The organism is Streptomyces justiciae (genome assembly GCF_015163075.1).
GTDB classification, from domain to species: Bacteria; Actinomycetota; Actinomycetes; order Streptomycetales; family Streptomycetaceae; genus Streptomyces; species Streptomyces justiciae.
On sequence record NZ_JADDXU010000006.1, the window covers coordinates 299,411 to 320,953 of the forward strand.

Consider the following 21,543-nt stretch of genomic DNA (forward strand, 5'->3'; position numbering starts at 1 on the left):
CGTCACCAGGCGTCCTACTCCCAGTCCCACCCGATCCCGACGATCCCGCTCCGCACCCGTGGCTCGACGATGTGGACCGAGCGGTGCAGGCCGGTGAGGGCCAGTTCCTGACGGCCGCTGCGCGGGGCCGCGGGTGAGTGCTGGGTGAAGCGGTGGCAGCGGGTCGGCAGCGCGTTCTCGTCGAACCGCACTTGGAGCGCGTACTGGCCGCCGGCGGGCCCGAACCCGCGGACGTATTCGCGGGAGACACCGGCCGTGCCGTCCTCGACGGCGTAGCGGAACAGGAACGTCTCGCCCGCCCGGAGCCGGGTGTCGAAGAGCAGCTCGGCGACGAGCACCCCGGTGTCGTGGTGCAGCCGGACACGTCCCGTGCGGCAGTTCTCCAGGGCGTGCACCTGCATCCGCTCCGGCGCGCATCCCGGGTCGCCGTGGTGGACGGCGACGAAGCGGTCGACGCCGTCCTTGTGGGCGCGCACGATGTGGTGCGACTCGCGCCCGAGGAGTTCGCGGCGCCCGCCTATCCGTACCCGCTCGTGGTGGCCGAGGGTGTGCAGGCCGCCGTCCACGGGCGAGCCCAGCTCGGCGAGCAGCCGGTGCAGCACGCCCGAGGCCTCCACCAGGGAGCGGTAGGAGCGGGCGGCGGGGCGCTGGCCGGCCGCGGCGTCGTCGCTCTCGGCGAGCAGCCTGATCAGCGACTCCTCGGGCAGCTGGAGGATCTCCTCCAGGGCGCGGACGGCGCGCAGCGACTCGGGGCGCTGCGGACGCCGCGCGCCCTGCTGCCAGTAACTCAGGCTGGTGACGCCGACTTTGACCCCATGGCGGGACAGGTGGTGCTGCACACGCTGGAGCGGCAGACCGCGGGCGGCGATCGCGGCACGCAGGGCCACGTGGAAGGGGCCGCCTCGCAGGGCCGAGTCCAGTTCCGCGGTGGCGACGACGGCGGCGACGTCCGCGTGCTGTGTGGCGTGCGGCATGCAGGGGCCTTTCTGTGGGTGTTCACAACGGCTGGTCAGACCGTGCGCGGGGATGTCCTCGGGGTCACCCCGTCGGCGCAGCGGCGTCTGTGAGTACGTACGCCGTGGCTTCCGTGCGCCGTCGTTCACGGCCCCGAGTTCCCCCGCATTGAAGCGTGTTGACCTAGTCCCGACAACACCTCGTGCCCAACAGCGGGCCGTGCGCGGCCGATACGCGACTGGTCAAGTCAAGTCGGCGCGCCGTGACCGCCGTTGTCGAGTACGGCTCTGATCGCCCGGGCGGAGAGCGCCGACTTGTGCAGGAAGCCGCGGGCCGGGCTGGCGGCGACGAGTTCCTGGAAGTCGTCCAGGGAGTGCGTGGAGGTCAGGATGATCACGGACGAGACGCGGCCGGTCAGGGCGACGGCGAGGTCGAGGCCGCTCTCGCCGCCGAGGTCGAGATCCACCAGGACGATGTCCGGGGCCAGTTCGGCGGCCCGTGCGAGAGCCTCCGGCCCCGACCTGGCGACGCCGACGACGGCGACACCGTCGCGCTCCAGCAGGGCGCGTGCGGCCTCCAGGAACCGGATGCTGTCATCGACGAGAAGACAGCGCATGGACATGCTCACAGGGTGCCAACGGGTCGTTGAACGCGCTTTCCGGCTAGCGGGAAAGAGTCGACGCGCGTCGCTACCAGGCAGCGGGAAGGTGCCGAAGTCCGTTGCCGGACAAGGTCGTTCACGCTCACCCGGCGGCCGTGACGCATCACGCGCGGTAGCATGTGGACTGCCCTCGGGCGGCCGTGGACGTCCGGTCGGGTGGGGGTGCGCGATGAGAACCTCGGTCGGGAACGACAGAGCGGTCGCCGCCGGTTGCCGGGACCGTCCGGGCGTCGAACACCACGGCCGGGACCATCCGGGCGCCGGGCGCTCCGGACACTGAGGACCGGCTGTGCGTCCCCCGCTCCTCTCCCGTCTCCGCGTGGGCCGAAAGCTCATGCTCCTCGTGCTGCTGCCGGTGACCGGGCTGCTGGCCTTCATCGCCCTGAGCGCCGAGGACCAGTGGGAAGAGGCCGACACGCTGCGGACGTTCCACGCCGCGACCGAGGTGTCGTTCGCCCTCACCGATGTCTCCGACGCCGTCGCGCGCGAGCGGATCACCGCCGTACAGGCCGTACTGCGGCCCGGGCCGCGCACCCGGGGCGAGCGCGCGGCGGCCGAGCGGGCCACCGGCCGCGCGCTGGACCGGGCCGTCGACCGCGCCGCCTCCTGGACCGGGACGGACATCACCGGCGTACTCGCCGGCGTGGGCCGCGGACTGCACGCCGTGCGCGCCGGGGCGGAGGCCGGCACGCTCTCCGCGCACACGGTGGCGGGCCGGTACGCGGAGAACGAGGACGCCCTGCTCGACGCCGTCGCCGCCCTCGAATCCGGACGCCCCACCCGGAAGGCCGGCCAAGCCGCCGACGCCCACATTGCGTTCCTGCGCGCTGTGGAGGCCGCGGAACGCGAACGCGCGGACCTCGCCGTCCTGCTCGACGCGCCGTCCGACCGGCGCCCCACCGCCACCGGCCGCTGGCCCGCCCTGGAGGGCGCCGAGCTGGACATCTTCGAGCAGAACACCTCGGACGCACTGCGCGGCGAGCTCCACAGCGTCCAGTCCCGGGCCCCGGCCCGGGCCGTCCGCGAGGTCCGCGACCTGCTGGACGCCCCCGCTCCCGAGAGCGCCCGTCTGCCCTCGTACGAGGACTGGACGGCCGACTCCCAGGCCCGCGTCGCCGCCCTGCGCGGCATCCAGGACAGCGCCGCGCGGGAACTCGCCGTCGTCGCCGCCGAGGACCGCAACAGCGCGGAGACCCGGGTCGTGCGCGACCTCGTCCTCTCGCTCGGGGTCGTGGCCGTCGTCATGGGCCTCACCTTGGCGCTGCGCCGGTCCATCACCCGCCCGCTCGGCGAGGTCTCCGAGGGCGCGCGGGCGCTGTCGTACGGCGAACTGTCGTACGACATCCGGTACGCGGGCCGCGACGAACTGGGCGGCGTCGCCGACACCTTCCGCGAACTGCGGGTCACCACCGAGCGGTTGGCCGGCGAGATCCGGGCCATGACCACGGCGATCGACCACAACCACCTGGACCACCGGGCCGACGTCGCCGCCTTCGACGGCACCTGGGCCCAGCTGCTCGACGGCATGAACGGCACCATGGCCTCCTTCGCGGCGGCGCACGGAAGGCGCGAGAAGGCCGAACAGGAACTGGCGAGCATCTTCGAGCTCTCTCCCGACCTGCTGTGCGTCTGCGGACTCGACGGCTACCTCAAGCGGGTCAACCCGGCGTTCGAACGCGCCCTGGGCTACCCGGGCGACGAGCTGCTGACCCGGCCGTTCCTGTCGTTCGTGGACGCGCGGGACGAGGAGTGCGTCCGGGACGGCCTCGCCCGCCTGGACGAGGACGCCGAGCTCACCGATGTCGAGAACCGCTTCCTGCGGCGGGACGGCACCGAGCTCTGGCTGCGGTGGAGCGCCCGGCTGGTCCGGGAGGAAGGGCTCGTCTACGCCGCCGCCCGGGACGTCACCGAGAGCAGACGGACCGCTTCGGAACAGGCCGCCCTGCGCCGGGTCGCCACCCTGGTGGCCCGCGGCGCCCCGCCGCGCGAGGTGTTCGAGGCGGTTGCGGCCGAGGTCGGGGGCCTGCTCGACACCACCGCGGCGGTCCTGCGGCAGGAGTCCGACGCCAGCCACACGGTCCTCGGGATCGCGCTCGGCCTCCCGGAGGAGATCGAACGGGCCACCCGCGAGGAGCGCCGGGAGGCGGGGCGGAAGGCGATACGGGAGATGACCCGGACGCGGCTCGCGGTGCACGTGGGGCACGCGGCGGGCGCTCCCATCGTCGTCGACGACCGGCTCTGGGGGTTCATCCTCGTCGCCTCCCCGTTCGAACCGCTGCTCTCCGGCACCGAGTCCAGGCTGGCCGACTTCACCGAACTCGTCGCCACCGCCCTCGCCAACGCCGACAGCCGCGCCCAGTTGACCGCGTCACGCGCGCGCGTGGTCGCCGCGGCCGACGCCTCCCGGCGCCGCATCGAGCGCGATCTGCACGACGGGGTCCAGCAGCGGCTCGTCGCGCTGCGGCTCGAGTTGAGGGTGGCTGAGTCGTTGCTGGGGGATCTGGTGGGGCTGGCGGGCCCGTCGGAGGCGTCGGACCCGCCGAGCCGATCACGCTCCCCTGGCCCGCCTCCGGAGCTCGCCCGGCAGCTCACCCTGCAACTCGCCCACGTCGGCGAAGGCCTCGACGACGCCTTTCAGGAGCTGCTCCAGGTGGCCCGCGGCATCCACCCCGCCATCCTGTCGCAGGGCGGCCTGGGCCCCGCCCTGCGGTCCCTGGCCCGGCGCTCCGCCGTCCCCGTGGAGCTCGACCTGGAGCTGCCGCCGGAACGGCTGCCGGAACAGGTGGAGGTGGCCGCGTACTACGTCACCTCCGAGTGCCTCACCAACGCCGCGAAACACGCGCACGCGCGCGGGGTGGAGGTTCGGGCCGGGATCGAGGGCGGGGTGCTGGAGCTGGTGGTCAGGGACGACGGCGTCGGGGGCGCCGAGACGGGCCGCGGTTCCGGACTGATCGGGCTCGTCGACCGGGTCGAGGCGATCGGCGGCAGGCTGGAGCTCGGCAGTCCGCCCGGCGCGGGCACCACCCTGCGGGCGCGGCTGCCGCTGGACGCGCCCGCGACGGACGGGTGACCGCCCGGGGCGCACGCGGGGGGAGTCGTCCAGGCGGGGGGACCTCGGACATGGTGACGTTCGCGTACGCACCGGGCGGTCGGGTCGGACGGAGAGGCTGCCGTCCGGTCTGGAGGGGGCCGGGGGTGCGTGACCGGCGCTTCCGTATCGCGGTGCTACGAGAAGGGCCGGGGGTGCGTGACCGGCCGTTCCGTATCGCGGTGCTATGAGAATCGCTCGTCCACGCGCGCGTGTCGTCACGGCAGGCTTCCAATCCCGCTTCCTGCTAGCCGTAACCCCGACGGTGGGGCAGGCTGTTGGGCGCGCACCGCTCCGTTCGGGCAAGGGGAGCCGGGACCATGGACGACGCATCGCAGCGGCAGACGCGGGGACGGGTCGTCCTCGCAGACGACGACATCCTGCTCAGGGAAGGCCTGGCGAGTCTGTGCGAGCGGGTCGGGTACGAGGTCGTGGGCCAGGCCGGTGACGCGGCGGGGCTCCTGGACCTCGTCCACGAACACCGCCCCGACCTGGCGATCGTCGACATCAGAATGCCGCCCGACCACTCCACAGAGGGCCTGAAGGCGGCCCGCACGATCCGCGAGCGCCACCCCCGTACCGGCATCCTGGTGCTGTCGGCGTTCGTCGAGGTCGAGGACGCCCTGGAGCTGCTGGCGAGCGGCCGGGGCATCGGCTACCTCCTCAAGAGCCGGGTCACGGTGGTCGACGAGTTCATCGAGGCCCTGGACCGCATCGGCCGGGGCGGCTCGGTGGTGGACCCCTCCCTGGTCCACGAGCTCTTCACGGCCCAGCGCCGCGACGACCCGCTGGCCCACCTCAGCTCCCGCGAACGCGAGGTCCTCGCCCTCATGGCCGAGGGCCGCTCCAACGCCGGCATCGGCCGCCGCCTGTGGGTCACCGAGGGCACCGTCGAGAAACACGTCCGCAGCATCCTGGGCAAACTCCGCCTCACCGAGGACACGGACGACCACCGGCGGGTACTGGCCGTTCTCACCTTCCTGGAGTCGCACTAGCGTCATCCACAGGCCCGCCGGACTGTCACCGCCCGCCAGTAGGGTGTGAAGCATGGCCGACCCCTCCAGCTACCGCCCCGTGCCGGGACAGATCCCGGACTCTCCCGGGGTCTACAGGTTCCGCGACGAGCACCGCCGGGTGATCTACGTCGGAAAGGCGAAGAGCCTGCGCCAGCGCCTGGCGAACTACTTCCAGGACCTGGCGAACCTGCACCCCCGGACCCGCACGATGGTGACCACCGCCGCGTCCGTGGAGTGGACGGTGGTGTCCACGGAGGTCGAGGCCCTGCAGCTGGAGTACTCCTGGATCAAGGAGTACGACCCCCGGTTCAACGTCAAGTACCGCGACGACAAGAGCTACCCGTACCTCGCGGTGACGATGAACGAGGAGTTCCCGCGCGTGCAGGTGATGCGCGGTCACAAGAAGAAGGGCGTCAGGTACTTCGGCCCGTACGCGCACGCGTGGGCGATCCGCGACACCGTCGACCTCCTGCTGCGCGTCTTCCCGGTCCGTACGTGCTCCGCCGGCGTCTTCAAGAACGCCGCCCGCACCGGCCGCCCCTGTCTGCTCGGCTACATCGGCAAGTGCTCGGCGCCCTGCGTCGGCCGGGTGTCGGCCGACGAGCACCGCGAACTCGCCGAGGAGTTCAGCGACTTCATGGCCGGCCGCACCGGCACCTACCTCCGCCGTCTGGAGAAGCAGATGACGGAGGCGGCCGAGGAGATGGAGTACGAGCGGGCGGCCCGGCTGCGCGACGACATCGAGGCCCTGAAGAAGGCCATGGAGAAGAACGCGGTCGTGCTCGCCGACGCGACCGACGCCGACCTGATCGCGGTCGCCGAGGACGAGCTCGAAGCGGCCGTCCAGATCTTCCACGTGCGCGGCGGACGCGTGCGCGGCCAGCGCGGCTGGGTCACCGACAAGGTCGAGGAGATCACCACCGGCGCCCTCGTCGAGCACGCCCTGCAGCAGCTCTACGGCGAGGAGACCGGCGACTCCGTCCCCAAGGAGGTCCTCGTCCCGGCCCTGCCCGACCCGCTCGAGCCGGTCCAGGAGTGGCTCACCGGCCGCCGCGGGTCGAACGTCTCGCTGCGCATCCCGCAGCGCGGCGACAAGAAGGCCCTCATGGAGACCGTCGCGCGCAACGCCCAGCAGGCCCTCGTGCTGCACAAGACCAAGCGCGCCTCCGACCTGACGACCCGCTCGCGCGCCCTCGAGGAGATCGCCGAGGCCCTCGACCTGGACAGCGCGCCCCTGCGCATCGAGTGCTACGACATCTCCCACCTCCAGGGCGACGACGTCGTGGCGTCCATGGTCGTCTTCGAGGACGGCCTCCAGCGCAAGAGCGAGTACCGCCGCTTCCAGATCAAGGGCTTCGAGGGCCAGGACGACGTCCGCTCCATGCACGAGGTCATCACCCGCCGCTTCAAGCGGTACATCGCCGAGAAGGAGAAGACCGGCGAGTGGGTGGACGAGGGCGCCGGGAGCGGCTCCCAGGACCCCCAGGACGACTTCCGGGACGCCTCCGGGAACACCCTGACCGAGGACAACGGCCGCCCCAAGAAGTTCGCCTACCCGCCCCAGCTCGTCGTCGTCGACGGCGGCCGGCCGCAGGTGGCCGCCGCCAAGAAGGCCCTCGATGAGCTCGGCATCGACGACGTCGCCGTCTGCGGCCTCGCCAAGCGCCTGGAGGAGGTCTGGCTGCCCGACGACGAGGACCCGGTCGTCCTGCCCCGCACCAGCGAGGGCCTCTACCTCCTCCAGCGCGTCCGTGACGAGGCCCACCGCTTCGCGATCACCTACCAGCGCACCAAGCGGGCCAAGCGGTTCCGGTCGAGCCCCCTGGACGACGTACCCGGGCTGGGGGACACCCGTAAGCAGGCGCTTCTGAAACATTTCGGCTCGTTGAAGAAACTTCGGTCTGCCACGATCGATCAGATCTGCGAGGTTCCCGGCATAGGCCGCAAAACAGCCGAGACCATTGCCGTGGCCCTCGCCCAGGCGGCACCGGCCGCCCCTGCGGTGAACACAGCCACTGGAGAGATCATGGAAGAGGAACCCGGCACCATGGGTTCCACAGGGGAGCCCGCGACGGCGGGCGCCCCGGACGAACGACGGGGGCAGGAGACATGAATGTGAACGAGCACGAAGGCCAAGAGAGCCAAGGCGGAGACGGAGCACAGGTGAGTACGGGCACGAACGGCGACGCGGCCGGGATCCCCGACGCGGCCATCCCCGAGCTGGTGATCATCTCCGGCATGTCCGGAGCCGGCCGGTCGACCGCCGCCAAGTGTCTGGAGGACCTCGGCTGGTTCGTCGTCGACAACCTCCCGCCCGCGCTGATCCCCACCATGGTGGAGCTCGGCGCCCGCTCCCAGGGCAATGTCGCCCGGATCGCGGTGGTCGTCGACGTCCGCGGCCGGCGCTTCTTCGACAACCTCCGCGAGTCCCTCGCCGACCTGGAGGCCAAGCACGTCACCCGGCGGATCGTCTTCCTGGAGTCCTCCGACGAGGCCCTGGTGCGCCGCTTCGAGTCCGTGCGCCGCCCGCACCCCCTCCAGGGCGACGGCCGCATCGTCGACGGCATCGACGCCGAGCGCGAACTGCTGCGCGAGCTGCGCGGCGACGCCGACCTGGTCATCGACACCTCCAGCCTCAACGTCCACGAACTGCGCGCCAAGATGGACGCCCAGTTCGCCGGCGAGGAGGAGCCCGAGCTGCGGGCCACCGTCATGTCCTTCGGCTTCAAGTACGGCCTCCCCGTCGACGCCGACCTGGTCGTGGACATGCGGTTCCTGCCCAACCCGCACTGGGTCCCGGAGCTGCGGCCGTACACCGGCCTGAACGAGGAGGTGTCGGCGTACGTCTTCAACCAGCCCGGCGCCAAGGAGTTCATCGACCGCTACAGCGAACTGCTCCAGCTCATCGCGGCCGGCTACCGCCGCGAGGGCAAGCGGTACGTGACCATCGCGGTCGGCTGCACCGGCGGCAAGCACCGCTCCGTCGCCACCTCCGAGAAGCTCGCCGCCCGCCTCGTCTCCCAGGGCGTGGAGACGGTGGTCGTACACCGGGACATGGGACGCGAATGACCGCACGTTCTCCGCGGCTGGCCCGGCTCGGCAGGCTGGGCCGGACGGTGCCCGAGTCCCGCGCGGGCCGGCCCGTCGAGGTCCGGGGCGCCAGGCCCCGCCGCCGCGGCGCCCAGCCCAAGGTCGTCGCCCTCGGCGGCGGCATGGGCCTGTCCGCCTCGCTCGCCGCGCTGCGCCGCATCACCGGTGACCTCACCGCCGTCGTCACCGTCGCCGACGACGGCGGCTCCAGCGGCCGGCTCCGCGACGAGCTGGGCGTCCTGCCGCCCGGCGACCTGCGCAAGGCCCTGGCCGCGCTGTGCGGCGACGACGACTGGGGCCAGACCTGGGCCCGCGTCATCCAGCACCGCTTCCACTCCAAGGGCGACCTGCACGACCACGCGGTCGGCAATGTCCTGATCGTCGCCCTGTGGGAGCAACTCGGCGACCATGTCCAGGCCCTGGACCTGGTCGGCAAGCTGCTCGGCGCGCACGGGCGGGTGCTGCCCATGTCCGCCGTACCCCTGGAGCTCCAGGCCCTGGTCAAGGGGCACGACCCGGAGCGGCCGGAGGAGGTGGACACCGTCCGCGGCCAGGCCACCGTCGCCCTCACCCCCGGTGAGGTGCAGTCGGTGCACCTGGTGCCGCACGACCCGCCGGCCGTCCCCGAGGCGGTGGCCGCGGTCATGGACGCGGACTGGGTGGTCCTCGGCCCAGGCTCCTGGTTCTCCTCGGTCATCCCGCACCTGCTGGTGCCGGAACTGCTGGACGCCCTCACCGAGACGAAGGCGCGCCGGGTACTCTCGCTGAACCTCGCCCCGCAGCCCGGAGAAACCGAAGGCTTCTCCCCGCAGCGTCATTTGGAGGTTTTGGGACGACACGCCCCTAAACTCGCCCTGGACGTGGTGCTGGCCGACGAGGCCGCCGTGCCCGACCGTGACTCGCTCACCGATGCCGCCAAGCGGTTCGGCGCCGCGGTCGAGCTGGCCCCGGTGGCCCGGCCCGACGGAACCCCGAGGCACGACCCGGAGCTGTTGGCCGCCGCGTACGACCGTATTTTTCGGATGCATGGAAGGATCGGCCCATGGCGATGACGGCAGCGGTGAAGGACGAGATCTCCCGGCTCCCCGTCACCCGGACCTGCTGCAGAAAGGCGGAGGTCTCCGCCGTCCTGCGGTTCGCCGGCGGCCTTCACCTGGTGAGCGGGCGCATCGTGATCGAGGCGGAGCTGGACACCGCGATGGCGGCCCGCCGCCTCAAGCGGGACATCCTGGAGATCTTCGGCCACAGCTCGGAGCTGATCGTGATGGCGCCGGGCGGACTGCGCCGCGGCTCGCGGTACGTCGTCCGGGTCGTCGCCGGCGGTGACCAGCTGGCCCGGCAGACCGGCCTGGTCGACGGCCGGGGCCGCCCGATCCGCGGCCTGCCCCCGCAGGTCGTCTCCGGGGCCACCTGTGACGCGGAGGCCGCCTGGCGCGGGGCGTTCCTGGCGCACGGCTCGCTCACCGAGCCCGGCCGTTCCTCCTCCCTGGAAGTGACCTGCCCGGGCCCCGAGGCCGCGCTCGCCCTGGTCGGCGCCGCCCGCCGCCTCTCCATCGCCGCGAAGGCCCGCGAGGTGCGCGGCGTGGACCGCGTGGTCGTCCGGGACGGCGACGCGATCGGCGCGCTGCTCACCCGGCTCGGCGCCCATGAGTCGGTGCTGGCCTGGGAGGAGCGCCGGATGCGCCGCGAGGTGCGGGCCACGGCGAACCGGCTCGCCAACTTCGACGACGCCAACCTGCGCCGCTCGGCCCGCGCGGCCGTCGCCGCCGGTGCCCGGGTGCAGCGCGCGCTGGAGATCCTCGCCGACGACGTGCCCGAGCACCTCGCCGCCGCCGGGCGGCTGCGCATGGAGCACAAGCAGGCCTCGCTGGAGGAGCTGGGCGCGCTCGCCGACCCGCCGCTGACCAAGGACGCCGTCGCCGGCCGTATCCGCCGACTGCTGGCGATGGCCGACAAGCGGGCCCAGGACCTCGGCATCCCGGGCACGGAGTCCAGCCTCACCGAGGAGATGGCCGACAACCTCGCCGGTTGATCAACCGTCAAGAAGCCGGTGCCGCCGCCCAGTCGGGTGAACGGCACCGGCTTTTGCATGTCTGTGAGGCACCCTTGACTGGATCATGAAGTGTCATGAGCCTGGCATCTGTTCGCTGCTGTGGCGGACCACCGCAAGGGGGGCACATGAGACGAAGAGCGAGACCGATCCTCGCCGTTGGCGCACTCCTTCTGGGCGGCGCGGGCCTTACGCCCCTCGCCCAGGCCGCGGAGAGCGGCAGCTCTCCCGGTCCCGACGAGATCAAGGTCTTCCGGGCCGACGTCACCAGCGCGCAGGTACCCCTGCTGCTGGCGGCCGGTCAGGACGGCCACGAACTGAGTGAGCAGGTACCCGCGAAGGGCACCGCGACCGTCGAGGTCTACCTCACCGACAAACAGGCCGACAAGCTGGAGAAACAGGGCGTCGAGCTCACCGAGCACACCCTCTCCGCCAAGGCCGAGGCCCGCGTCGAGGCCGCCGCCGAGGGCGTGTACCGCCCCTACAGCGGCAGCGGCGGCCTCAAGCAGGAGATCCTCGCCACCGCCCAGGCCAACCCCGGCCTCACCAAGGCGGTTTCCATCGGCAAGACGGTGAACGGGCAGGACATCCTCGCGCTCAAACTGACCAAGAACGCGAAGCACACCAAGGACGGCGCCAAACCCGCCGTCCTCTACCTGTCCAACCAGCACGCGCGCGAATGGATCACGCCGGAGATGACCCGCCGGCTGATGCACTACTACCTGGACCACTACAAGACCGACCAGCGGATCAAGAAGATCGTCGACTCCACCGAGCTGTGGTTCGTCCTCTCGGCCAACCCCGACGGCTACGACTACACGTTCACCGGCACCGACCAGCGCCTGTGGCGCAAGAACCTGCGCGACAACAACGGCGACGGCAACATCGCCATCGGCGACGGCGTCGACCTCAACCGCAACTTCGCCTACAAGTGGGGCTACGACAACGAGGGTTCGTCCCCCAACCCCACCAGCGAGACCTACCGCGGCACGGAACCGAGCTCCGAGCCCGAGACCAAGGCGCTCGACGCGTTCGAGAAGCGGATCGGCTTCACGTACGGCATCAACTACCACTCCGCCGCCGAGCTCCTCCTCTACGGCGTCGGCTGGCAGGTGGCCACCGACACCCCGGACGACGTCATGTACAAGGCGCTCGCCGGCACCCCCGACAACTCCGCGATCCCCGGGTACCGTCCGCAGGTCTCCTCGGAGCTGTACACCACCAACGGCGAGGCGGACGGCCACGCGTCGAACGTCAACGGCCTGGCGATGTACACGCCCGAGATGTCGACCTGCCAGACCGCCTCGGACCTCGACCCGAACGACCAGTGGAACGCGGCCGACTGCCAGTCGGTGTTCAACTTCCCGGACGACGAGAAGCTGATCCAGCAGGAGTTCGAGAAGAACATCCCGTTCGCGCTCTCCGTCGCCGAGTCGGCGAAGCAGCCCGACCAGCCGAAGTCCTCGCTCGGCCTGAAGGCCGCGGACTTCACCCCGAAGACCTTCGCCACGTCCTACTCGCGCGGCGCCGACCAGGAGGTCTCCGTCGTCGTGCGCAGGGCCGTGCGCGACAAGGAGCTCAAGTACCGCGTCAACGGCGGCCACACGCACGACGTGCCGCTCCGCGCGTGGAAGGGCGGCGAGACGTACGGCGGTGAGGACAACCTCTACTTCGACGAGTACCGCGCGAAGGTCCCCGAAGGCGACCCGGGCGACAAGGTCGAGGTGTGGTTCACCGGCGAGACGCGCGACAAGAAGCGCACCTCCAGCCCGCACTTCACCTACACGGTCGCCGAACGGCCGCGCGCGGACACGCTCGTGGTCGCCGAGGAGGGCGCGACCGCGACCCAGGCGCAGACCTACGTCGACGCCCTGAAGGCCAACGGCCGCAAGGCGATCGTCTGGGACGTCGCCACCCAGGGCGCGCCCGACGCGCTCGGCGTGCTCGACCACTTCAAGACGGTCGTCCACTACACGGGCGCGAGCATCCCCGGCAACGCCACCCAGCTCCAGCTGCGCGCCTTCCTCAACGAGGGCGGCAAGCTGATCGAGGCGGGCGAGCGGGCCGGCGGCAGCGTCGACCTCGGCGGCGGCACCCTCTCGAACGACTTCAGCCAGTACTACCTGGGCGCCTACACCCGCACCTCCCTGCCGAACGCCACCGCCTTCCAGGGCAGCGGCAAGCTCGCCGGAGCCGGCGGAGCCCTCGGCGCGGCGCCGGGCAACCCGCTCGACACGGCAGGGTCGTTCAGCGTCACCTCCGACAACCTGCCGGTCACCACGTTCCCGCAGTTCGCCAGCGCGGGCGCGGGCAGCTACCCCGGCACCGTCAACCCGTACGGCCCCTACGAAGGCGCCTCCATGGCCGCCGTCACGCACAGCGACTACGCCTGGAACCGCCTCACCCGCACCATCGACCTCACGAACGTGACCGCCGCGCAGGCGCCCACGTTCCAGACCCGGATGCTGTGGAACACCGAGGAGGGTTACGACCACGCCGTCCTGGAGGCCCACACGACCGGGGCCGACGACTGGACCACCCTCCCGGAGAAGAACGGCGCCACCAGCACCGCGGTGCCCGCCGAGTGCGAGGCCGGGTACTTCATCGCGGCCCACCCCGCGCTCAAGCGGTACCTGACCCTCGGCTCGGGCGGCTGCACCAACACCGGCACCAGCGGCCAGTGGAACAGCTTCACCGGGGCGTCGGCCGGGTGGCAGCAGGTCGCCTTCGACCTGTCCGCCTACGCCGGCAAGAAGGTCGAGATCTCCATCAGCTACATCACCGACCCCGGCAGCGGCGGTCGCGGCGTCCTCGTCGACAACGCCTCCGTCGTCATCGGCGGCCAGGCCACCGAGACCGAGGGCTTCGAGACCTCGCTGGGCGCCTGGAGCGTCCCCGGACCGCCCGCGGGCAGCCCGGCGGTCGTGAAGGACTGGGGACTCGCCGGTGAACTGTTCAAGACGTACGGCGCGGTCACCACGGACGACACCGTGCTGCTGGGCTTCGGCCTGGAGCACGTCACCGCGGCGGCCGACCGCACGGCACTGCTCGGAAAGGCGCTCGCGGCACTCGGCGGATGAGCGCCGGGAAGCACGGACGAGCGGGGAGCGCACTGGTCAACAGTGACTGACTCTCCGTAGTCAATTCGAGCTATATGGCCTTTCGGCCCGGGCGGTCCGTACCCCTACTGGCGGGTACGGACCGCCTGCCCGTGTATGGGGCATCTCGATGTCACTGAGGAGGCGTCGGAGAGGTAGGGTCGTAGGCGGTCGGGGACATCCCAAACAGAGCTCGCCGGCACCGCATAGCCGGCGTACCAACGAGGAGATCGGTTCGTGACGATCCGCGTAGGCATCAACGGCTTCGGTCGTATCGGTCGCAACTACTTCCGCGCGCTGCTGGAGCAGGGTGCAGACATCGAGATCGTGGCTGTCAACGACCTGGGTGACACCGCGACCACCGCTCACCTGCTGAAGTACGACACCATCCTGGGCCGCCTCAAGGCCGAGGTGTCGCACACCGCCGACACGATCACGGTCGACGGTCACACCATCAAGGTGCTGTCGGAGCGCAACCCCGCCGACATCCCGTGGGGCGAGCTGGGCGTCGACATCGTCATCGAGTCGACCGGCATCTTCACCAAGAAGGCCGACGCCGAGAAGCACATCGCCGGTGGCGCGAAGAAGGTCCTCATCTCGGCTCCGGCCAAGGACGAGGACATCACCATCGTGATGGGTGTCAACCAGGACAAGTACGACCCGGCGAACCACCACGTCATCTCCAACGCCTCCTGCACCACCAACTGTGTGGCGCCGATGGCCAAGGTCCTCGACGAGAACTTCGGCATCGTCAAGGGCCTGATGACGACGGTCCACGCGTACACCAACGACCAGCGCATCCTGGACTTCCCGCACTCGGACCTGCGCCGCGCCCGCGCCGCCGCCGAGAACATCATCCCGACCACGACGGGTGCCGCGAAGGCCACCGCCCTGGTCCTCCCGCAGCTCAAGGGCAAGCTCGACGGCATCGCGATGCGCGTGCCGGTCCCGACCGGTTCGGCCACCGACCTGGTCGTCGAGCTCCAGCGCGAGGTCACCAAGGACGAGGTCAACGCCGCGTTCAAGAAGGCCGCCGACGACGGTGACCTCAAGGGCATCCTGTTCTACACCGAGGACCCGATCGTGTCCTCGGACATCGTCAGCGACCCGGCCTCCTGCACCTTCGACTCCTCCCTGACCATGGTCCAGGAGGGCAAGTCGGTGAAGATCCTCGGCTGGTACGACAACGAGTGGGGCTACTCCAACCGCCTCGTCGACCTGACGGTCTTCGTCGGCAACCAGCTCTGACCGACAGAGCAGGCAGCTTGATGTGAGTGCAGGGCTCGGGCAGCGCGAGGGCGCGTTGTCCGAGCCCTCGCTCATGTGATCAGCTTTCGTACGAGCCAGAGCCCTCCCCAGGAGTCCCCTATATGAAGACGATCGACGAACTTCTCGCCGAAGGCGTCGCAGGCAAGCGGGTCTTCGTCCGCGCCGACCTCAACGTGCCGCTGGACGGCACCACCATCACCGACGACGGCCGTATCCGCGCGGTGCTGCCCACCGTCAAGGCGCTGGCCGAGGCGGGCGCCCGCGTGGTCGTCGCCTCGCACCTGGGCCGCCCCAAGGGCGCCCCGGACCCGGTGTTCTCCCTCGCCCCGGCCGCCGCGCGCCTCGGTGAACTCCTCGGCGCCGACGTCGCGTTCGCGACGGACACGGTCGGCGAGTCCGCCACGGCCACCGTCGCCGGCCTCGCCGACGGCCAGGTCGCGGTCGTCGAGAACCTCCGCTTCAACGCCGGTGAGACCTCCAAGGACGACGCTGAGCGCGCCGCCTTCTCCGACCAGCTCGCCGCCCTCGCCGACGTCTACGTCGGTGACGGCTTCGGCGCGGTGCACCGCAAGCACGCCTCGGTCTTCGACCTCCCGGCCAAGCTGCCGCACTACGCCGGCTACCTCATCGCCACCGAGGTCGGCGTCCTGAAGAAGCTCACCGAGGACGTCCAGCGGCCCTACGCCGTGGCGCTCGGCGGCTCCAAGGTCTCCGACAAGCTGGCCGTCATCGACCAGCTCCTCGGCAAGGCCGACCGCATCCTCATCGGCGGCGGCATGGCCTTCACCTTCCTCAAGGCCCAGGGCCACGAGGTCGGCACCTCCCTCCTTCAGGAGGACCAGATCCCGGCCGTCACCGAGTATCTGGAGCGCGCCGAGAAGCTCGGCGTCGAGCTGGTCCTCCCGATCGACGTCGTGGTCTCTCCGGGCTTCCCGGACCTGAAGGCCAAGGCGCCCACCGAGCACACCGCCGTCGACGCGGACAAGATGCCCGAGGGCCAGCTGGGCCTCGACATCGGCCCGAAGACCGGTGAGCTGTACGCGAGCAAGCTCGCCGACGCCAGGACCGTGTTCTGGAACGGCCCCATGGGCGTCTTCGAACACCCCGACTACGCCGAGGGCACCCGGGCGGTCGCCCAGGCCCTCATCGACTCGGACGGCTTCACCGTCGTCGGTGGCGGAGACTCCGCCGCCGCCGTGCGCACGCTCGGCTTCGACGAGAACGCGTTCGGCCACATCTCGACCGGCGGCGGCGCCTCCCTCGAATACCTCGAGGGCAAGACGCTCCCCGGCCTCGCCGCACTGGAGGACTGACCCCGCATGACCACTCGCACGCCGATCATGGCGGGTAACTGGAAGATGAACCTCAACCACCTCGAGGCCATCGCACACGTCCAGAAGCTCGCTTTCGCCCTGGCCGACAAGGACTACGAGGCCGTCGAGGTCGCCGTCCTGCCGCCCTTCACCGACCTGCGCTCCGTGCAGACCCTGGTCGACGGCGACAAGCTGAAGATCAAGTACGGTGCCCAGGACCTCTCGGCCCAGGACTCCGGCGCCTACACCGGCGAGATCTCCGGCGCCATGCTGGCCAAGCTGAAGTGCACGTACGTGGCCGTCGGCCACTCCGAGCGCCGCCAGTACCACGCCGAGACCGACGAGATCGTCAACGCCAAGGTCAAGGCCGCCTACAAGCACGGCCTCACCCCGATCCTGTGCGTCGGCGAGGAGCTGGACGTCCGTGAGGCGGGCAACCACGTCTCCCACACCCTCGCCCAGGTCGAGGGCGGTCTGAAGGACCTCCCGGCCGAGCAGGCCGAGTCCGTCGTGATCGCCTACGAGCCCGTGTGGGCCATCGGCACCGGCAAGGTCTGCGGTGCCGAGGACGCCCAGGAGGTCTGCGCCGCCATCCGCGGCAAGATCGCCGAGCTGTACACGCAGGAGCTGGCCGACCAGGTCCGCATCCAGTACGGCGGCTCCGTGAAGTCCGGCAACGTCGCCGAGATCATGGCGCAGGCCGACATCGACGGGGCGCTCGTGGGCGGTGCGTCGCTCGATGCCGACGAGTTCGTCAAGATCGTGCGCTTCCGCGACCAGTAAGTATGCGGTAGCGGCGATCCGTCGTACCCTTGCGGGGGCACAGCCCGGTGGCTGTGCCCCTGTCGTCCATCCAGATCCGAGGAAGTTGGTCCAGCCGTGGTTATGGGGTTCTCGATCGCCCTGATCGTCTTCAGCGGCCTGATGATGCTGCTGGTGCTCATGCACAAGGGCAAGGGCGGCGGCCTGTCCGACATGTTCGGTGGCGGTATGCAGTCCTCCGTCGGCGGCTCCTCGGTCGCCGAGCGCAACCTCGACCGGATCACCATCGTGGTCGGTCTGCTCTGGTTCGCGTGCATCATCGTGCTCGGTCTCCTCATGAAGACGAACAACTGACCGCCACGCACATTCCGTACGTAAGGCCCCATGTTCGGTACGCGCCCCTGAGCGCGGCCTATCATGGGGCTTGCGTCTAGATGTGGGGGCTGTAACTCCAATCACTGGACGCGCGTTGGGCCTTACGTAGACTGAGGCGCTCGCAACGAAGCGAAACGCCGACTCGCTTCGCGGCACCATCACGCAGGGAGTTACGACCGTGGCAAGTGGCAACGCGATCCGAGGAAGCCGGGTCGGGGCGGGGCCGATGGGCGAGGCCGAGCGGGGCGAGTCCGCGCCCCGACTGCGCATCTCCTTCTGGTGCTCCAACGGGCACGAGACGCAGCCCAGCTTCGCCAGCGACGCGCAGGTTCCCGAAACCTGGGACTGCCCGCGCTGCGGCTTCCCCGCCGGACAGGACCGGGACAACCCGCCGGACCCGCCGCGTACCGAGCCGTACAAGACGCACCTCGCGTACGTACGGGAGCGGCGCAGCGACGCGGACGGCGAGGCGATCCTCGCCGAGGCGCTCGCCAAACTGCGGGGCGAGATCTAGGGCCTACCCGGCGGATCAGGCCGGAGAAAAGCAACGGTGTCAACTCGGCGCTGGCGAGCGGAGCTTGGCGCGTGCAGCTGCAAGGCGGAGGAGGGAGTCGACGCGGAGCGTCGGCGACCGACGACAACGCCGCAGATGGGCGTGCCAAGCTCCGAGTCTCCGGCATGATCCGCCGGGTAGGCCCTGGGACTTGACGACCGGCCGGGTACCGAGAGGTGCCTGGCCGGAGGTGTTTTCACACCGGTCGCCGGGGTTGTCCACAGGCCCGACCGACTGTCAGTGGTGACCTCTACGGTTTGTGCATCGCTTCAAGGCGTGCGAATCGTGAGGGGGAAGCTGTGGCGACGGTCGAGGCTGCGGGCGTGCGTGTGCCCGCGTGGCGTGGCGGGTTCGGGCGGCTGTGGGGTGCCGCCGTGCTCTCCAGCTTCGGAGACGCGCTGCGTACGGCGGCGCTGCCCCTGCTGGCCACCACCCTGACCGACGAGCCCCTGGCGATAGCGGCGGTCACCGCCTGCGGCTATCTGCCCTGGCTGGTCTTCGGGCTGCTCGGCGGCGCCGTCGCCGACCGCGTGGACCAGCGACGCGCTATGTGGACGGTGGATGCCCTACGCGGTCTGCTCGTCGCCTGCTTCGCGGTCGCCGTCGGCCTCGGCCACGCCTCCATCGGCCTGCTGATCGCCCTCGCCTTCGCGCTGACCACGTTCCAGACCCTCTTCGACAACGCCTCCACGGCCCTGCTGCCGTCCCTGGTCGACGACGACGCCCTCGGCAGCGCCAACGCCCGGCTGATGACCGGGCAGAAGATCGCGGGCGGGCTGCTGGGCGCCCCCGTCGTGCCGCTGCTGCTCGCGGGCGGCGCGGCGCTGCCCTTCGCGGCCGACGCGGCGACCTTCCTGCTGGCCGCCGCGTTGGTGGCCTCGCTGCGGCCGGCAACCCCCGCCCGGGGGCCCAGACCGGCGGGCAGCACCCTGCGCCGGGAGATCACCGAGGGCCTGCGCACCCTCGCCCGCGACCGGGCCCTGCGCGGCCTGTGCGCCGCCACCGCCCTGTGCAACATCGGCGTGGGCGCCCTGATCGCCACCCTGGTGCTGCTGGTGACCGGCTGGCTGGACGCCGGCCACACCGGGTTCGTGGTGGCGACGACCGGCTACACCGTCGGCTCGCTGGCCGGGGGAGCGGTCAACCGGCTGCTCGTCTCCCGGGCGGGGCGGGTGCGGGCGGTGCTGTTCGCGGGGAGCGTGCAGATCGGCGCCCTGGTCGTCATGGGGACGGTCCGCAGCCTGCCCGCGCTGGTCGCCGCGATGGCCCTCTTCGGGCTCATGGGCATGGTGTGGAACGTGAACACCACGACCTTCATGCAGCAGCGCAGCCCCGCCGAGATGCTGGGCCGGGTCAGCTCCGCCTTCCGCACCCTGGGCGTGGCCGGGGCACCCATAGGAGCCCTGCTCGGTGGCGCCGTCGCCACGGCCTGGGGACTCAACGCCCCGGCGCTGCTCGCCGCCGCGTTCTTCACGCTGTCCGTCGCCTCGTTGATACCGGCGTTCAAGCGGGACGTACCTGTTGTTGCACCGCAGGACAGCGCCACGACAGCTCACGTCACCCGCTGATCAACTAGGTTGGACCAGCTGGGACAGGCACGAAAAGAAGGCGGAAGTCGGACATGAACGCAGACGGCCGTACCAGGCTCAACCAGACGCCCGAGTGGACCGCTCTGGCCAAGCACCGCGAGGAACTCGGCGAGGTGCGGCTGCGCGAGCTGTTCGCCGCTGACCCCGGGCGCGGCACCGGCTACACGCTCCAGGTCGGCGACCTGCACATCGACTACTCCAAGCACCTGGTCACCGACGAGACCCTGCGGCTGCTGCGTGAACTGGCCGCCGCGACGGACGTGTTCGGGCTGCGGGACGCCATGTTCCGCGGCGAGAAGATCAACACCACCGAGGACCGGGCCGTCCTGCACACCGCGCTGCGGGCGGCGCCGGACGCGGTGGTCGAGGTCGACGGGGAGAACGTCGTCCCGGGGGTGCACGCCGTCCTCGACAAGATGGCCGGCTTCGCCGACCGGGTCCGCTCGGGCGAGTGGACCGGGCACACGGGTCGTCGTATCCGCAACGTCGTCAACATCGGCATCGGCGGCTCCGACCTCGGCCCCGCGATGGCGTACGAGGTGCTGCGCGCCTACACCGACCGCGACCTCACCGTCCGCTTCGTGTCGAACGTCGACGGCGCCGACCTGCATGAGGCCACCCGCGACCTGGACGCGGCGGAGACGCTGTTCGTCATCGCGTCCAAGACCTTCACCACCATCGAGACGATCACCAACGCCACCTCGGCGCGGGAGTGGCTGCTCGATGAGCTGAAGGCAGGTCAGGAGGCCGTCGCCAAGCACTTCGTGGCCCTGTCGACCAATGCGGGGAAGGTCGCCGACTTCGGCATCGACACGGCGAACATGTTCGAGTTCTGGGACTGGGTCGGCGGGCGGTACTCCTACGACTCCGCGATCGGCCTGTCCCTGATGATCGCCATCGGCCCGGACCGCTTCCGGGAGATGCTCGACGGCTTCCGCATCGTCGACGAGCACTTCCGCACCGCACCCGCCGAGTCCAACGTCCCGCTTCTGCTGGGCCTGTTGGGCATCTGGTACGGCAACTTCCATGACGCGCAGTCGCACGCGGTGCTGCCCTACAGCCACTACCTGTCCAAGTTCACCGCCTATCTCCAGCAGCTGGACATGGAGTCCAACGGCAAGTACGTCGGGCGCGACGGGCGCGCCGTGGACTGGCAGACCGGGCCGGTGGTGTGGGGCACGCCCGGCACCAACGGGCAGCACGCGTACTACCAGTTGATCCACCAGGGCACCAAGCTGATCCCGGCGGACTTCATCGGCTTCGCCGAGCCGGTGGCCGAGCTGAGCGAGGGGCTGAAGGCGCAGCACGACCTGCTGATGGCCAACTTCTTCGCCCAGACACAGGCGCTGGCCTTCGGCAAGACGCCGGACGAGGTGCGGGCCGAGGGGGTTCCGGAGGAGCTGGTGGCCCACAAGACGTTCCTGGGCAACCACCCCACGACGACGATCCTTGCCAAGGAGCTGACGCCGTCCGTGCTCGGGCAGCTCGTCGCGCTGTACGAGCACAAGGTGTTCGTGCAGGGTGCCGTCTGGAACCTCGACTCCTTCGACCAGTGGGGCGTCGAGCTGGGCAAGGTGCTCGCCAAGCGGGTCGAACCCGCGCTGACCGAGGGCGCTGAGGTGCCGGGGCTGGACGGCTCGACGCGGGCGTTGGTGGCCAAGTACCGGGAGCTGCGCGGCCGGTAATCGCCGCTGATGTCATCGATGCGGGAAAGCGGGCGGTGCG

At 70.8% G+C, this 21,543-nt stretch carries 16 protein-coding genes; 14 read left to right on the top strand and 2 right to left on the bottom strand.

Features of this window, described 5'->3' with window-relative positions:
• Positions 1-14: 14 nt before the first annotated feature.
• A complete protein-coding gene (locus tag IQ210_RS19240) occupies positions 15-974 on the bottom strand; it encodes a hypothetical protein (RefSeq protein ID WP_194080270.1) in 960 nt (319 codons plus the stop codon).
• A 227-nt stretch (positions 975-1,201) separates the two neighbouring features.
• Positions 1,202-1,576, bottom strand: coding sequence for a response regulator (locus tag IQ210_RS19245; RefSeq protein WP_194080271.1), 375 nt, complete (start codon positions 1,574-1,576; stop codon positions 1,202-1,204).
• 358 nt (positions 1,577-1,934) lie between these two features.
• Between IQ210_RS19245 and IQ210_RS19250 the strand changes: the two genes are divergently transcribed.
• From IQ210_RS19250 to pgi, 14 genes are all read left to right on the top strand, one after another.
• On the top strand, positions 1,935-4,685 hold the full coding sequence (locus IQ210_RS19250; protein ID WP_322656386.1) for a PAS domain S-box protein: 2,751 nt from the start codon (positions 1,935-1,937) through the stop codon (positions 4,683-4,685).
• Between the two features lie 338 nt (positions 4,686-5,023).
• Positions 5,024-5,698: a response regulator transcription factor gene (locus IQ210_RS19255; RefSeq protein WP_194080272.1), complete on the top strand. Its 675-nt coding sequence runs from the start codon at positions 5,024-5,026 to the stop codon at positions 5,696-5,698.
• Positions 5,699-5,750: 52 nt separating this feature from the next.
• Positions 5,751-7,832 (top strand): excinuclease ABC subunit UvrC, encoded by a 2,082-nt coding sequence (gene uvrC, locus IQ210_RS19260; protein WP_194080273.1) that lies wholly within the window; start codon positions 5,751-5,753, stop codon positions 7,830-7,832.
• A complete protein-coding gene (gene rapZ, locus IQ210_RS19265; protein WP_194080274.1) occupies positions 7,829-8,788 on the top strand; it encodes an RNase adapter RapZ in 960 nt (319 codons plus the stop codon). The genes uvrC and rapZ overlap by 4 nt, the downstream gene beginning before the upstream one ends.
• On the top strand, positions 8,785-9,861 hold the full coding sequence (locus IQ210_RS19270; RefSeq protein WP_194080275.1) for a gluconeogenesis factor YvcK family protein: 1,077 nt from the start codon (positions 8,785-8,787) through the stop codon (positions 9,859-9,861). The genes rapZ and IQ210_RS19270 overlap by 4 nt, the downstream gene beginning before the upstream one ends.
• Positions 9,852-10,841, top strand: a complete 990-nt coding sequence (gene whiA, locus IQ210_RS19275) for a DNA-binding protein WhiA (protein WP_194080276.1) — start codon at positions 9,852-9,854, stop codon at positions 10,839-10,841. The genes IQ210_RS19270 and whiA overlap by 10 nt, the downstream gene beginning before the upstream one ends.
• Before the next feature lie 146 nt (positions 10,842-10,987).
• On the top strand, positions 10,988-13,939 hold the full coding sequence (locus IQ210_RS19280; protein WP_194080277.1) for a M14 family metallopeptidase: 2,952 nt from the start codon (positions 10,988-10,990) through the stop codon (positions 13,937-13,939).
• A 255-nt stretch (positions 13,940-14,194) separates the two neighbouring features.
• Positions 14,195-15,205, top strand: a complete 1,011-nt coding sequence (gene gap / locus IQ210_RS19285; RefSeq protein WP_109499517.1) for a type I glyceraldehyde-3-phosphate dehydrogenase — start codon at positions 14,195-14,197, stop codon at positions 15,203-15,205.
• Positions 15,206-15,327: 122 nt separating this feature from the next.
• Positions 15,328-16,539: a phosphoglycerate kinase gene (locus tag IQ210_RS19290; protein WP_194080278.1), complete on the top strand. Its 1,212-nt coding sequence runs from the start codon at positions 15,328-15,330 to the stop codon at positions 16,537-16,539.
• A gap of 6 nt (positions 16,540-16,545) precedes the next feature.
• Entirely contained in the window at positions 16,546-17,322 is a 777-nt protein-coding gene (gene tpiA / locus IQ210_RS19295) for a triose-phosphate isomerase (protein ID WP_194080279.1), read from the top strand.
• Between the two features lie 102 nt (positions 17,323-17,424).
• Positions 17,425-17,655, top strand: coding sequence for a preprotein translocase subunit SecG (gene secG / locus IQ210_RS19300; protein WP_194080280.1), 231 nt, complete (start codon positions 17,425-17,427; stop codon positions 17,653-17,655).
• 199 nt (positions 17,656-17,854) lie between these two features.
• On the top strand, positions 17,855-18,190 hold the full coding sequence (locus IQ210_RS19305) for an RNA polymerase-binding protein RbpA (protein ID WP_003976875.1): 336 nt from the start codon (positions 17,855-17,857) through the stop codon (positions 18,188-18,190).
• Positions 18,191-18,528: 338 nt separating this feature from the next.
• Entirely contained in the window at positions 18,529-19,797 is a 1,269-nt protein-coding gene (locus IQ210_RS19310; protein WP_194080281.1) for an MFS transporter, read from the top strand.
• A 53-nt stretch (positions 19,798-19,850) separates the two neighbouring features.
• Positions 19,851-21,503: a glucose-6-phosphate isomerase gene (gene pgi, locus IQ210_RS19315; RefSeq protein WP_194080282.1), complete on the top strand. Its 1,653-nt coding sequence runs from the start codon at positions 19,851-19,853 to the stop codon at positions 21,501-21,503.
• Positions 21,504-21,543 lie beyond the last annotated feature (40 nt).

Bases quoted from the DNA above. Each gene is read 5' to 3' on its own strand.
- rapZ (WP_194080274.1), top strand. From the start codon at position 7,829: ATGAATGTGAACGAGCACGAAGGCCAAGAGAGCCAAGGCGGAGACGGA.
- whiA (WP_194080276.1), top strand. From the start codon at position 9,852: ATGGCGATGACGGCAGCGGTGAAGGACGAGATCTCCCGGCTCCCCGTC.
- IQ210_RS19280 (WP_194080277.1), top strand. From the start codon at position 10,988: ATGAGACGAAGAGCGAGACCGATCCTCGCCGTTGGCGCACTCCTTCTG.
- IQ210_RS19270 (WP_194080275.1), top strand. From the start codon at position 8,785: ATGACCGCACGTTCTCCGCGGCTGGCCCGGCTCGGCAGGCTGGGCCGG.
- IQ210_RS19240 (WP_194080270.1), bottom strand. From the start codon at position 974: ATGCCGCACGCCACACAGCACGCGGACGTCGCCGCCGTCGTCGCCACC.
- IQ210_RS19290 (WP_194080278.1), top strand. From the start codon at position 15,328: ATGAAGACGATCGACGAACTTCTCGCCGAAGGCGTCGCAGGCAAGCGG.
- IQ210_RS19245 (WP_194080271.1), bottom strand. From the start codon at position 1,576: ATGTCCATGCGCTGTCTTCTCGTCGATGACAGCATCCGGTTCCTGGAG.
- pgi (WP_194080282.1), top strand. From the start codon at position 19,851: ATGAACGCAGACGGCCGTACCAGGCTCAACCAGACGCCCGAGTGGACC.
- IQ210_RS19255 (WP_194080272.1), top strand. From the start codon at position 5,024: ATGGACGACGCATCGCAGCGGCAGACGCGGGGACGGGTCGTCCTCGCA.
- tpiA (WP_194080279.1), top strand. From the start codon at position 16,546: ATGACCACTCGCACGCCGATCATGGCGGGTAACTGGAAGATGAACCTC.
- uvrC (WP_194080273.1), top strand. From the start codon at position 5,751: ATGGCCGACCCCTCCAGCTACCGCCCCGTGCCGGGACAGATCCCGGAC.
- secG (WP_194080280.1), top strand. From the start codon at position 17,425: ATGGGGTTCTCGATCGCCCTGATCGTCTTCAGCGGCCTGATGATGCTG.